Consider the following 12,941-nt stretch of genomic DNA (forward strand, 5'->3'; position numbering starts at 1 on the left):
CCTTAAAAGAACATGCGTTCCCTTAAGCGTATCCGGTATTAGCAGCCGTTTCCAGCTGTTATCCCGGTCTACCAGGCAGGTTATCCACGCGTTACTCACCCGTGCGCCACTAAGTTTAGAATTCGCAAGCTTCCTTCTAATCTCCGTTCGACTTGCATGTGTTAAGCACGCCGCCAGCGTTCGTCCTGAGCCAGGATCAAACTCTCCATAAAATATATAAAAATATTTTCGCGTACCCGTTAGGGTGAAGAGTTGATTTGCTCTTTATTACTTATTCAGGAATTACTCGCTAGCGTTATTTAACGCTTGACGAGGATTCAAATGTGGTCGTCACAGTTTCAGCTTACGCTGACTTTTGACTTGACCGTTTTGCATCCATCATCCACTGTTTAGTTTTCAAAGACCATTTTTTAGCCCGGCCTCACGACCGGAATCTTAGTTTACCATGACCCTCACTTGCATTTCAAGTGAAAGTTTTTGGTAATTTTTACACCGCCTCATCGGCGACGGAACTTCACTGTAACATACGCTCACATTTTAATGCAAGTGTAAGTTTCTGGTACAAAAACATCGCTGATTGCGACATTTTTTATCTTAACATTGTTTTATTCTTGGGTCAATTCCTTTTTTCAATATCTTGTAGTATGATTAGACATTATTTTTAACAAATGATGTGTAACTTCCCAAAAATAAACACAAGCCTTATCGGCGTAGATTAATATATCATAACAAAATATATTGTGTCAATGTGATTTTAAGCCATTAAAGCCTTATGTACAAACAAAAGACTACCTTTATTTGCTTGAAGGTAGTCTTTGTGTTTATTCCTCTTCGTTTTCTTCAGTAACCACTCTGGCAACGGCCACAATGTGGTCGTTTTCTGCGGTTCTCATTAAAGTGACACCCTGGGTATTGCGACTCATGGAGGAGACGTCCTTGGCAGACAGCCTGATGATGATGCCCTCGGCACTGATCATCATAATTTCATCTTCGTCTTTTACCAACTGTACCCCGACCACAGGTCCGTTTCTCTTAGTTGTTTTTATGTTGATAATTCCTTTGCCGCCTCTGGTTTGGGAACGGTATTCTGTCAGAGGAGTACGCTTGCCGTAGCCATTGGCGGTGACCGTTAGTAAATAGCACCGTCTCTTGCCACATCCATGTTAACAACATAATCATTGTTTGTCAGGGTGATACCCTTTACTCCTCTTGTAACACGACCCATGGGCCTTACATCTTCTTCCGGAAAACGAATGGCAATCCCTTCCTGGTCCCCAGTATAATTTCTTCTTTGCCGTGGGTAAGCTCGACCGCCACCAGTTGATCATCCTGATCGAGGTTTATGGCGATGAGCCCGTCGCGCCGGGATGAATCGTATTCCTTAAGAGGTGTCTTTTTGACAATGCCGTGTTTGGTGGCCATAAACAAAAAGGTTTCTTCTTCAAATTCTTTAATGGGTATTATTGTTGTAACATATTCGTCATTATCTAAATTTAATAAATTAACAATGGGTGTACCCTTAGCGATCCTGGACGCTTCCGGCACCTCATGTACCTTTAAGCGGTAGACCTTCCCTTTATTGGTAAAGAATAACAGGAACTGGTGAGTTGAAGCCACAAACAGGTGCCTCACAAAATCCTCTTCCTTGGTGCCCATGGCTGTTATGCCTTTGCCGCCTCTTTTTTGGCTGCGGTAGGTATCCAGGGAGATACGTTTGATGTAGCCATGGTTGGTCAGTGTAACCACCATGTCTTCTTCTTCAATAAGGTCTTCGATGTCAAACTCACCGGCAGCCTCATTCGTGATGACCGTGCGACGGGGGTCGGCAAACTTTTCTTTAATATTTAACAATTCATCTCGAATAATTCCCAGTACCTTTTTCTCGTCTGCCAGCACGGAACGCAAGTAATCGATTTTTTCCAGCAGTTCTTTATATTCCTTTTCTAGCTTTTCTACTTCCAGTGCGGTGAGGCTGCGCAGGCGCATTTCCACGATGCTTCCGCCTGTACAGCAGTTAAATTAAATTTTTCGACCAGTCCTTTTTTGGCTTCGTCGGTGTTTTTAGATTCCCGGATGGTTTTAATAACCTCATCCAAGTTGGCCAACGCGATGCGCAGGCCCTCCACAATGTGAGCCCGGGCTTCTGCTTTCTTTAGTTCATACCTTGTCCGGCGGGTGATGACGTCCTTCTGGTGTTCCAGGTAATGAAAGATCACCTGGGCCAGGTTTAGTATTTTTGGTTCATTGTTAACCAGCGCAAGCATAATGATGCCAAAGCTTTCCTGCATCTGGGTATGTTTGTACAAAAGATTCAAAATCACATTGGGGTTGGTATCTTTCTTTAATTCAATAACAATTCTCATACCCCTGCGGTCAGACTCATCCCGCAGGTCGGAAATACCTTCAATTTTTTTATCCTTGACCAATTCGGCAATTTTTTCAATAAGCTTGGCTTTGTTAACCTGGTAAGGGATTTCATGAACAAGAATCACAGGTCTGCCGTTGGCCTTTTGCTCAATGGTGGCCTGGGCCCGCATTTTAACGCTGCCTCTGCCTGTACGGTAGGCCTGGCGAATGCCTTCTCTGCCCATAATTTTGGCGCCGGTGGGGAAATCCGGCCCTTTAATGACCTTCATCAATTGATCCGGGGTGACATTGGGGTCTTCAATCATCATGAGAACGCCATCAATCACCTCGCCCAGGTTATGGGGAGGAATGTTGGTGGCCATCCCAACGGCAATCCCTGAGGAACCGTTAATCAAAAGGTTGGGAATTTTAGATGGCAGGATGGTGGGTTCTTCGGTCCGGTTATCGTAGTTGGGAACGAAGTCCACCGTTTCTTTATCGATGTCCGCCAGCATTTCCAGGGTTATCTTGGCCATACGGGCTTCTGTATAACGCATGGCCGCCGGCGGGTCACCGTCAACGGAACCGAAGTTACCATGCCCCTGGATTAAGGGGTAACGACTGGCAAAGTCCTGGGCCAGCCTGACCATGGCATCATAAATGGCTACGTCACCATGGGGGTGAAAATCCTGCATCACTTTACCCACAATACCGGCGCTTTTTCGGTAAGGCTTGTCCGGCGTCAACCCCAGTTCATGGATGGAGTAAAGAATTCGTCTGTGAACAGGTTTCAGGCCGTCCCGCACATCCGGTAAAGCTCTACCTACTATTACACTCATGGCGTAATCCAAATAGGAATTTTTCATTTCGTTGTTAATGTCCAAAGGGATGACCTTACCAGTCTGGGAAGCCATTTTTTATACCTCCGGAAAAAGTTTTAAACATTAGAAAAGCCGGCTCGCACCGTGCTTAACACAGGCGGAGCCATAGCTTTTTTACCTGTAAAGTTAATGAGTGCCATAGGAAAAAATCTGCTTTTAATAACTTGTTAGCGAATATATAACTTATATTACAAGTTTTGCCAAATAAATTATAACAAAATCATTATTAATTCGCAAATATTTGCTGGTATTCCCTATGAGCGGTAATCACTTGCCTGTCACCCAGGGTATAGGTTTCCATTCCGGTGAAGGAGGCCTGGTTTAACCAATCGGTATACTGCTGCAGGGTCCAGGTGCCGCCTGTCTTGGTGTTCACCAGCATGTTGACGCCAAAAAGCTCGGCCCGGGGGCTGATACCCCTTACAAAATCCATAATGGCGATGCGGCCGCCGGGGCCCAGGACGTTATGCACCCGCTTAAACAGCAAAATATTCTCTTCTGGCCCGTAGATATGACAGATATTTCCCAGAAAAGCCAGGTCAAATGGACCTCTGCAACTCTCTCCGTGAAATCGCCGGGAATGAATTTAATTTTTTCACCCGGTAAGACCGTGGATTCCAGTCCAGGCCACAGGGCTTTTCCTGAAGAACATCAAATATCCCGGTTTTTAATACAGCTCCCACCACCAGCAATTCCTGGGGAACCATTGAATTTTTTAAATTCGGCATATTGACCCCTCCCACAAACATTTTTATTTGTTGTAAATGAATGTACCGGACAGGGTAAATTACTGCTTTATTTATATGCCTGTATGGTTTCGCAAGAACGTTACGTTAGAAAAACCGGAGAAATGCTCCGGCTTTTTTTAAACATCTAAATTCCTTACATACCTGGCGTTTTCCTGAATAAAATCCCGTCTTGGCTCCACCCGGTCCCCCATTAGCATGGAGAAGGTGGTATCGGCTTCAATGGCATCCTCCAGAGTCACCTGAAGCATGGTACGGGTATCCGGGTCCATGGTGGTTTCCCAGAGTTGATCCGGGTTCATTTCGCCCAAACCTTTATAGCGCTGAATATTGACCTTGTCGTAGCCAATTCTCTTTAACAATTCTTCCAATTCTTTTTCACTGTAGACGTAGCTGTCATGGTTCCCTTTGCGCACTCTAAACAAGGGAGGCTGCGCCACATAGACATAACCGGCTTCGATGAGGGCCCGCATATGGCGGTAGAAAAAGGTCATGAGCAGCGTGCGAATATGGGCGCCGTCCACATCAGCATCGGTCATGATGACAATTTTATGGTAACGGGCCTTGCTTAAATCAAAATCTTCGCCAATGCCGGTGCCAAGGGCGGTAATCATAGCCCTGATTTCTTCATTGGCCAGAATCTTGTCCATCCGGGCCTTTTCCACGTTAATAATTTTACCCCGCAGGGGTAAGATGGCCTGAAAACGCCTGTCCCGACCCTGCTTGGCGGAACCGCCCGCAGAATCACCCTCCACCAGATACAATTCGGAAATACTGGGGTCCTTTTCCGAGCAATCCGCCAGTTTTCCCGGTAAAGACATGGTTTCCAGGGCGCTTTTTCGCCGGGTCAGTTCCCGGGCTTTGCGGGCAGCTTCCCGGGCCCTGGCGGCGGTAACGCCCTTTTCAATGATTTTCCTGGCCACCGAGGGGTTTTCTTCCAGATAGGTGGAAAATTTTTCGGCAAAAACGGAATCGACGATACCCCTGACCTCACTGTTGCCCAGCTTGGTTTTGGTTTGTCCCTCAAATTGTGGTTCCGGGACCTTAACACTGATGACGATGGTAGCACCTTCCCGGATATCTTCCCCGGTGAGGTTGGCATCGTTATTTTTTAAGATGTTATGGTTGCGCCCGTAATCATTGACAACCCTTGTCAGGGCAGTTTTTAAGCCCACTTCATGGGTACCGCCGTCGATGGTATGAATATTGTTGGCGTAGGAAAGCATGGTTTCCGTATAGCCGTCGTTGTATTGCAGGGCCACCTCAACGATAATTTGTTCCTTTTCCCCGCTGACATAAATGGGTTTGGGATGCAGGACCTGCTTTGTTTTGTTGAGGTGTTTGACAAAGTCCTTAATGCCGCCGTCAAATTGAAAGACTTGTTCTGTGGGCGGGTCTTTTCTTTCGTCCTTCAGGGTAATTTTGACACCCTTGTTTAAATAAGCCAGTTCCCTGATTCTCTGGGTCAAGGTTTCCTGGCTGAAGACCAGTTCTTCAAATATTTCATCGTCCGGTTTAAAGGTTACTTTGGTGCCGGTGGTTTTGCTTTTGCCAATGATTTTGAGTTCAGAGGTGGGTACGCCGCAGGAAAATTCCTGCCTGTAAAGATTGCCGTTGCGTTTAATCTCCACGGAAAGTTCCTTGGACAGGGCATTTACCACCGATACGCCGACCCCGTGCAAACCGCCGGATACTTTGTAACCGCCGCCTCCAAATTTACCGCCGGCATGCAGCATGGTCAATACCACTTCCACCGCAGGCCTGCCGACTTTGGGGTGCAGGTCTACCGGAATCCCCCGGCCGTTGTCCTCAACGGTAACGGAATTATCTTCATGAATGGTGACTTGTATCTTATCGCAATATCCGGCCAGAGCTTCGTCAATACTGTTATCGACAACCTCATAGACCAGGTGGTGCAAGCCTCTGGCACTGGTGCTGCCAATATACATGCCAGGCCGGCGCCTGACCGCCTCCAGTCCTTCGAGGACTTGAATTTGATCGGCACTGTATTTATTAGTCTGCTGCTGTTGGTCCATTGAAATGACCTCCATCTAATTACATTGACTTCACATTATACCATAATTAGTATTGCCAGCTCAAGAGAGATCCTTAACATCTAACGAAAACCTAAATCCATTGTCGCATATTGATGACCTTCTAAGAAGGGTTTTTAAAAATTTTTACATAAAAAAAAAAAACCGTAAAGCACGGTTTTTAACCTAAGACTCATCTTCGGTATTTTCCATAATGTTATCCGATCTCTTTTTCAGCGTGGTGCAGGAAATGGGGGAAACATAAATCTCTTTGCTGGTGATCACAAAGGATTTTTCCTTTTCCTGGTTGGAAATGGGTTGGATAAACCCTTCATCCTTGGCGATCTCGATAAATTCCCTTGTAATGGCTGAATTTTTGATCCGGGCATCCAAAATGGCAATAATATCTTTCTTGAGGACCACCACATCCCCGCCTAAGTGTAAAAACACTAAAATTCCTCCTTTTTCGTGAGGCAGCCGGCATTCACCTGCCAAAGGGTCCCGGCACCCCGGATGGTTTCTTCGATACCGCCCGTAAACTGGTGGTGATAAAGGTTTGTACCCTGTTGAGCACTTTATCCAAAAGCATGGACTGCCGGTTGCGGTCCAGTTCAAACAATACATCATCCAGCAGCAAGACCGGGTAATCGCCATATTCTTTGTTCCATAGTTCCAGTTGGGATAATTTTAAAGACAGGGTGACTGTTCGCTGCTGTCCCTGGGAACCAAAGGTTTTAGCCTCAATGCCGTTGATCGAGAGAGATAAATCGTCCCGGTGGGGACCCAGCAGGGTCTGGCATCTTTGGATTTCCATGCTGCGAACCTTTTTGGAGGCCGCATCAAAGATATGATAAATCTGATCTTCAGTTAAACCGGGTTCCAGCACCAGCGATGAAAGGTATTTGGCCTGCAGTTTCTCATCTCCCCGGGTTAGCTCATGGTGAATTCTGCGGGCAACGGGGATTAATTTTTTTAACACTTGCAGGCGAAGGAAAATGACCCTGGCACCGTGCCGGTAAAGCTGTTCATCCCAAACTTCCAGCATTTCTTGGGCTGCACGCCTGTCCCGGATTTCTTTTAACAGCGTGTTTCTCTGGGTTAAAACCCTGGCATACTGCCGCCAGCTACGGCTGTAGGTGGGGTTCAGCGGTCCCACGTCATAATCCAGAAAGTGCCTTCTCTCCTGAGGTGACCCCTTGATTAAATGCAAATCCTCCGGACAAAACAACACCACACCAAAATGATCCAGTTCAGAACGGGGTGTCTCTACGCCGTTGACCAGTAATTTTTTGTTTCCTTCCCGAATTTTCCACTGGATGACAAAGGTCCTGGAGGCAAATTCCACCTCGGTCTGTAGAACCGTTTGTTCGCTTTGCCAGCAGATAACATCTTTATCTCTTTCGGCCCGAAAGGAGCGGCCCCGCAGACTATAAAAAATGGCTTCCAGCAGGTTTGTTTTTCCCTGGGCATTGGGGCCGGTAATGATATTGATGGACGGATGGGGTTTCATGGACTCTTCTTTGTAGTTGCGGAAATTTCTTAGCGTTACACTGGCTACCCGCAAAATTTCACCTTCACATCACAACCAGAAAACTGCCGGCACCAGCCACTTCCACCCTGTCATTGGCTTTCAGTATTTTGCCGCGCCTGGTTTCTGTGATCCCGTTCACCTTGACCAGTCCTGATTGAATTAAGACCTTGCTTTGTCCTCCGGAACCGGTAACGTTGGCCCATTTTAAAAATTGATCCAACCTGATTGCACTGCCCACTTTTATTTTTTCGGTCAATATGATCTCTCCTTAAATGGTGCGGACCGGTAATACCAGCGAGAGGTAGTCCTCCCCTCCCACAGGGCGTAAAATACCCGGGCTTAAGGGGCCGGACATATCCAGGTAAATATTTTCGCTTCCGTTGGCCCGCAGGGCATCGATCAAATACAGCGCGTTAAAGGCGATTTGCATGGGTTCTCCCTGCAGGTAGACAGGTACTTCCTCATGGATTTTGCCCACTTCGGTATTGGCAGAGATCACTATTTTTTCTTCTTCAATGTTCAAGCGAATGATTTGTGTGCCCACTCTGGCCAGCAGGGAAGCTCTTTCAACGGCTTCCAGGATGTCCTTTGTTTTGACCCGGACCCTGGTTTTATATCCCTGTGGAATGACCTGCCGGTAGTTGGGAAATTGTCCTTCAATAAGTCTGGAAATGAGCAGGGTATCTTCCATGCCGAAGATCACCTGTTTGTCCCCCAGGGAAATGGTGACTTCCTTATCTGCAGCACCAATCACCCGGGCCAGCTCATTTAAAGTTTTTCCAGGGATGATGACATTTATATCAGAAACCTCTGCGGTTGTTTTGACATCCCGTAAAGCCAAACGGTGTGTATCGGTGGCCACAAACCGTATCTGGCCGTCAAAAATTTCCATCAGTACACCGGTAAAGACAGGCCTGTTTTCATCCGGGGAAGTGGCAAAAAGAATTTGACGCAGGTACTCCTTTAATTCCTCTTCCGGTAAGGCCAACGAATTTTTTCCCTGCGGGTTGGGGAAAGAGGGAAATTCTTCGGCTTGAAAGCCGTTGATGGTAATCTCCGATTGGCCGTAGCTAATGACGGCGTTGGTGCTCTGAGTGGTTTCAATTTGTATCGGCGCATCCGGCAGTCTTCTGACGATTTCTCCCAGGTACTTGGCCGGCAGCACGATGGAGCCTTCCTCCTGCACGTTGCAGGGTATAATGCACTGGATCCCCATTTCCAGGTCGGTGGCTTGCAATTCCAGGCGGTTATCCCTGGCAGTTAACAGGATGCCGGAGAGTACCGGCAATGGGTTTTTCGCAGAAACAGCCCTCTGGGCAGTGGATACCCCTTGGATCAGATTCTGCCGGGTACAGATTATTTTCATAGCCTTCCCCCGTTATATTTTTATTTTTAATTTACTATATATATTAGGTTAGTAGTAGTAATAAGGCCTGTTAGTTTGTTTGTACAGGGCTTTAACCCTTGCCACAATTGGTTTTAAGGCTGTAAGAAACCTGTGGAGAAAAATCCTGGAACTTGTTCACAAGGCAAATCCTTAAAAAACGGCCAAGTTTGTTCATCAACGCTGTTAACAAACTTGTCCACAGGCTATTCACATTATTCACCGATACGCTTTTTCAATTCCTTGATGGTTTCTTGCAGGACCGGGTCGCCGGGCATATCGGCAATAATTTTGTCACAGGCGTGCAAAACTGTGGTATGGTCCCGGCCACCGAACTCGTCGCCAATCTTCGGCAGGGACAGATCGGTTAATTCCCTGGCCAGATACATAGCCACCTGCCTGGGAAAAGCCACCGACCTGGTTCTCTTTTTGGCTTTAAGATCTTCGATGCGCAAGCCGTAAAAATTGGCGACGGTTTGCATAATTAAGGCTGCGGTGATGATCTTCGGTTTGCTGGGTGAAATGACATCCTTTAAAACTTCCGCTGCCAACTGGGGAGAGGCGTCTCTCTTTTCTAATGAAGAATAGGCGCTGACCCGGATGAGGGCACCCTCCAGTTCCCGAATGTTGGAATGAATTTTATCGGCGATATAGGCAATGGTTTCATCCGGGATGTTGGTAATACCTTCCAGTTGGGCTTTTTTCCTTAAAATAGCCACCCTTGTTTCATAATCCGGCGACTGGATGTCGGTGATCAGTCCCCACTCGAAACGGGAACGCAGTCTGTCCTCCAGGGTGGCTATTTCCTTGGGCGGGCGGTCACTGGAGATGATAATCTGCTTGTTGGCTTCATATAGGGTATTAAATGTATGGAAAAACTCTTCCTGGGTCCGTTCCTTTTTCTCCAGGAATTGAATGTCGTCAATCAGAAGAATATCCATACTGCGGTATTTGTTGCGGAATTCCACCGTCTGGTCGTCTCGAATGGAGTTAATCAACTCGTTGGTAAATTTTTCGGAGGTAACGTAGGCTACTTTGAGACTGAGGTTGTTTTCCAATATGTAATGCCCGATGGCATGCATCAGGTGTGTTTTTCCCAGACCGACGCCGCCGTAAATAAACAAAGGGTTATAGGCCTTGGCAGGGGATTCCGCCACGGCCAGGGAAGCAGCGTGAGCAAAGCGGTTGCTGTTGCCGATTACAAAGGTATCAAAGGTGTACCTGGGATTCAGAATATTAATATAGGTTTCTTCCGGGGATTTTTCCTTTGGCTTGGGTTGGTCCACTTCCTGACCGGCCAGAATAAATTGAAGGGAAATTTCCTGGTGCATAATTGATTCGTAGGCTTGCTTTATAATGGGCGCGTAGCGATCGGCCAGCCAGCTTTTAGAAAAGTGATCGGGAACTTCTATTATAATGGTATTATCATAGAAGGCCACCGGCTTGCATCTGGCGAGCCAGGTTTCAAAGGAATGTTTGTTGACCTGCTTTTCCAAGCGGATTAAAACCTGCTCCCACCTGGCAAGAATATCATTTTGCATCTTTCTTTAAAAACCCCCTTTCAATAATTCCTAAAAAATCCCTTAGTGTAAAGTAAGGGAATGAGTAGATCAAATGTGATTATGTAGAGTAAAATATTTAACAATTAACATAGTTGTACACAGTTTTATCCACAGCCTGTGTAAAAACTGGATAACAAAAATTATCCACAAGTGTAAATCAATAATACCAAAACTTCCAAAGGTTATCAACAAGTAAATAAATATTCACAGTTGGTATGGATAGTTAATAAACCAAAAAATTTCAAAAAACCATATATCTTGACTACGGGCGGTTATTTTAATATAATTTTCAGTGACTGTCTAGTATTTCCAAACTTTGTTCATATACTTATCCCGTTGAAGGAGGTGTACATAGTTGAAGCGCACATACCAGCCAAAAAAACGCAGACACCAGAAAGTCCATGGATTTCTTAAGAGGATGTCTACTAAATCAGGCCGAAACGTACTAAAGAGAAGACGCTTAAAAGGTAGAAAACGTTTATCCGCATAAGGCCGCTTAGGGTGGCCTTTTCCTAATTTGTATAACCTTTTTCCCATTTGGTTAAGATAACCATAAAAACCGTTATTAGGAAGACCTATGGACAAATTTATTTCTTTAAAGAAGAATTCGGAGTTTCGCGGTGTTTACCGTCACGGAGTATCTGCGGCGAACCGTTACCTGGTATTGTATAAATTTCCTAATAAGGGTTTGGGTCGCAGGTTTGGTTTTTCCATCAGCAAAAAGGTTGGTAAGGCTGTCTGCCGTAACCGTCTGCGGCGCATTTTGAAGGAAATTTGCCGGCTCCATTTGGAGCGTTTTCCGGCAGAACACGATTTTGTGTTTATTGTTCGTCAGCCTTCCTTTGATCAAGACTATCACCAAATGGAAAAACATGTGTGGCATGTTCTGGGTAAACTGAATCATTAGGAGAGGGAATGAATGCGGCAGGTTGTTTTGCTTGGCCTTATGTTTTACCGAAAGTTTATTTCTCCTTTAAAGCCACCCACTTGCCGGTTTTACCCTACATGTTCTGAATATTCGATACAAGCTGTGAAAAAGTATGGTGTGGTGAAGGGGCTATGGTTGACAGTTAAAAGGCTGGCCAAATGTCACCCTTTCCACCCCGGTGGATATGATCCAGTGTAAATGCTGGTAAGGCTTTTAAGGAGGTAACTCTATTGTTTGGATGGTTTGACGCCATTGTAGATGGAATGACTGCTTTAATGAACTGGCTATATAGTTTTACTGTTAATATCGGTGTGCCAAGCTATGCCCTGGCTATCATCATATTAACCGTGCTCATCAAGGTGGTTTTATATCCCCTTTCCAAAAAGCAGATGCGTTCTATGGTCATGATGCAGAAACTGGCGCCGGAAATTAAGGCGATTCAGGATAAGTATAAGAACAAAGATCCTCAGACTATGCAGCAAAAAATTATGGGCCTGTATAAAGAGCACAATGTGAATCCCATGGCCGGCTGTCTGCCTTTACTGGTGCAGATGCCTATCCTGATTGCTCTTTACCGGGCTCTCTTTGAATTTCCGTTTAAAAACCCGGATCATGCACATTTTTTCTGGGTTCCGTCATTAAGTGCCAAAGATCCCTATTTTATCTTACCTCTTCTAGCAGCTGCCACCACTTATTTACAGGCTAAAATGACCACCAATACCCAGGACCAAACCCAAAGAACCATGTTATATATGATGCCTTTGTTAATCGGTTGGATTGCCAGCACCGTGCCGGCCGGTTTGGCGTTATATTGGGTTGTGTTTAATATCGTAGGAGCAATTCAACAGTGGTTTATTAATAAAGAGACCCTGCACCTTAAAGAGGGGGTAACCGGAGTTGAAGGTAGTAGAAAAGGTCGGTAAGACCATCGATGAAGCCATTGAGCTTGGTCTGCAGGAATTTGGCGTGTTAAGGGACGAGGTTATTATTGAAGTTCTGGAAGAGCCTCCAAGGGTTTGTTCGGTTTAATCGGTTCCCGTCCCGCCAAAGTGAAGTTAACTTTGAAAGACAATCCGGCCAGAAGAACGGATCATCTATTGAAAAATATTTTTAAGGCCATGGATATTCCTGTGGACGTGGCCATTAAAGAACACGACCAAATGCTGCAGGTCAGTTTAGAGGGCCCTGATTTGGGCGTACTTATTGGACGCCGGGGTGAAACCCTGGATGCTTTGCAGTATTTGATCAATTTAGCCATTAATAAAAACCAGGAGCAAAGACGGAAAGTCATCCTGGATGTGGAAGGTTATCGTAATCGCCGGGAGGAAACGCTGCAAAAATTGGCCATGCGATTGGCGGACAAAGCAAAGATGCGTGGCAGAAGTGTTGTGCTGGAGCCCATGAATTCTCAGGAAAGACGCATTATCCATACCGCCTTGCAGGGACGGGACGATATTTACACCTTCAGTGAAGGTGAAGAGCCCTTTAGAAAAATCATTATTTCTCCAAAGAAATAACATGAAAGAAAAC

The 12,941-nt window shown here is 45.8% G+C and carries 12 protein-coding genes, 1 rRNA gene and 2 pseudogenes; 5 read left to right on the plus strand and 10 right to left on the minus strand.

What is annotated here, in order from left to right:
- From P378_RS19045 to dnaA, 10 genes and pseudogenes are all read right to left on the minus strand, one after another.
- A 16S ribosomal RNA gene (locus P378_RS19045) occupies nt 1–212 on the minus strand; the annotation flags it as partial.
- A gap of 609 nt (nt 213–821) precedes the next feature.
- Nucleotides 822–3,260: pseudogene (gene gyrA / locus P378_RS12275) on the minus strand (DNA gyrase subunit A).
- 193 nt (nt 3,261–3,453) lie between these two features.
- Nucleotides 3,454–3,714 carry a hypothetical protein gene (locus P378_RS19680; protein ID WP_099083452.1) on the minus strand — a complete coding sequence of 87 codons (261 nt, stop codon included), beginning with the start codon at nt 3,712–3,714 and terminating at the stop codon, nt 3,454–3,456.
- A gap of 52 nt (nt 3,715–3,766) precedes the next feature.
- On the minus strand, nt 3,767–3,955 hold the full coding sequence (locus P378_RS19685; RefSeq protein WP_099083453.1) for a hypothetical protein: 189 nt from the start codon (nt 3,953–3,955) through the stop codon (nt 3,767–3,769).
- 137 nt (nt 3,956–4,092) lie between these two features.
- Nucleotides 4,093–6,009: a DNA topoisomerase (ATP-hydrolyzing) subunit B gene (gene gyrB / locus P378_RS12290; RefSeq protein WP_099083454.1), complete on the minus strand. Its 1,917-nt coding sequence runs from the start codon at nt 6,007–6,009 to the stop codon at nt 4,093–4,095.
- 183 nt (nt 6,010–6,192) lie between these two features.
- Nucleotides 6,193–6,456, minus strand: a complete 264-nt coding sequence (gene remB, locus P378_RS12295; RefSeq protein WP_099083455.1) for an extracellular matrix regulator RemB — start codon at nt 6,454–6,456, stop codon at nt 6,193–6,195.
- A 34-nt stretch (nt 6,457–6,490) separates the two neighbouring features.
- Nucleotides 6,491–7,570, minus strand: a complete 1,080-nt coding sequence (recF, locus tag P378_RS12300; RefSeq protein ID WP_238473186.1) for a DNA replication/repair protein RecF — start codon at nt 7,568–7,570, stop codon at nt 6,491–6,493.
- A 10-nt stretch (nt 7,571–7,580) separates the two neighbouring features.
- The gene (locus tag P378_RS12305) at nt 7,581–7,793 is read right to left on the minus strand and encodes an RNA-binding S4 domain-containing protein (protein ID WP_099083456.1); all 213 of its coding nucleotides are present in this window, start codon (nt 7,791–7,793) and stop codon (nt 7,581–7,583) included.
- 12 nt (nt 7,794–7,805) lie between these two features.
- A complete protein-coding gene (gene dnaN, locus P378_RS12310; protein ID WP_099083457.1) occupies nt 7,806–8,903 on the minus strand; it encodes a DNA polymerase III subunit beta in 1,098 nt (365 codons plus the stop codon).
- 233 nt (nt 8,904–9,136) lie between these two features.
- The gene (gene dnaA / locus P378_RS12315) at nt 9,137–10,462 is read right to left on the minus strand and encodes a chromosomal replication initiator protein DnaA (RefSeq protein ID WP_099083458.1); all 1,326 of its coding nucleotides are present in this window, start codon (nt 10,460–10,462) and stop codon (nt 9,137–9,139) included.
- 376 nt (nt 10,463–10,838) lie between these two features.
- On the opposite strand from dnaA, the gene rpmH reads away from it, so the two are divergent.
- The 5 genes and pseudogenes from rpmH (at nt 10,839) to jag (ending at nt 12,928) form a co-directional block, all read left to right on the plus strand.
- Entirely contained in the window at nt 10,839–10,973 is a 135-nt protein-coding gene (rpmH, locus tag P378_RS12320; RefSeq protein WP_077712723.1) for a 50S ribosomal protein L34, read from the plus strand.
- Between the two features lie 87 nt (nt 10,974–11,060).
- Entirely contained in the window at nt 11,061–11,390 is a 330-nt protein-coding gene (gene rnpA, locus P378_RS12325) for a ribonuclease P protein component (RefSeq protein ID WP_099083459.1), read from the plus strand.
- A 12-nt stretch (nt 11,391–11,402) separates the two neighbouring features.
- Nucleotides 11,403–11,609 (plus strand): membrane protein insertion efficiency factor YidD, encoded by a 207-nt coding sequence (gene yidD / locus P378_RS12330; protein WP_099083460.1) that lies wholly within the window; start codon nt 11,403–11,405, stop codon nt 11,607–11,609.
- 32 nt (nt 11,610–11,641) lie between these two features.
- Nucleotides 11,642–12,334: a YidC/Oxa1 family membrane protein insertase gene (locus P378_RS12335; protein WP_099083461.1), complete on the plus strand. Its 693-nt coding sequence runs from the start codon at nt 11,642–11,644 to the stop codon at nt 12,332–12,334.
- Nucleotides 12,309–12,928 (plus strand): annotated as a pseudogene (jag, locus tag P378_RS12340) (RNA-binding cell elongation regulator Jag/EloR). The gene P378_RS12335 and the pseudogene jag overlap by 26 nt, the downstream one beginning before the upstream one ends.
- The last annotated feature ends 13 nt before the right edge of the window (nt 12,929–12,941 follow it).

Source organism: Desulforamulus profundi (assembly GCF_002607855.1).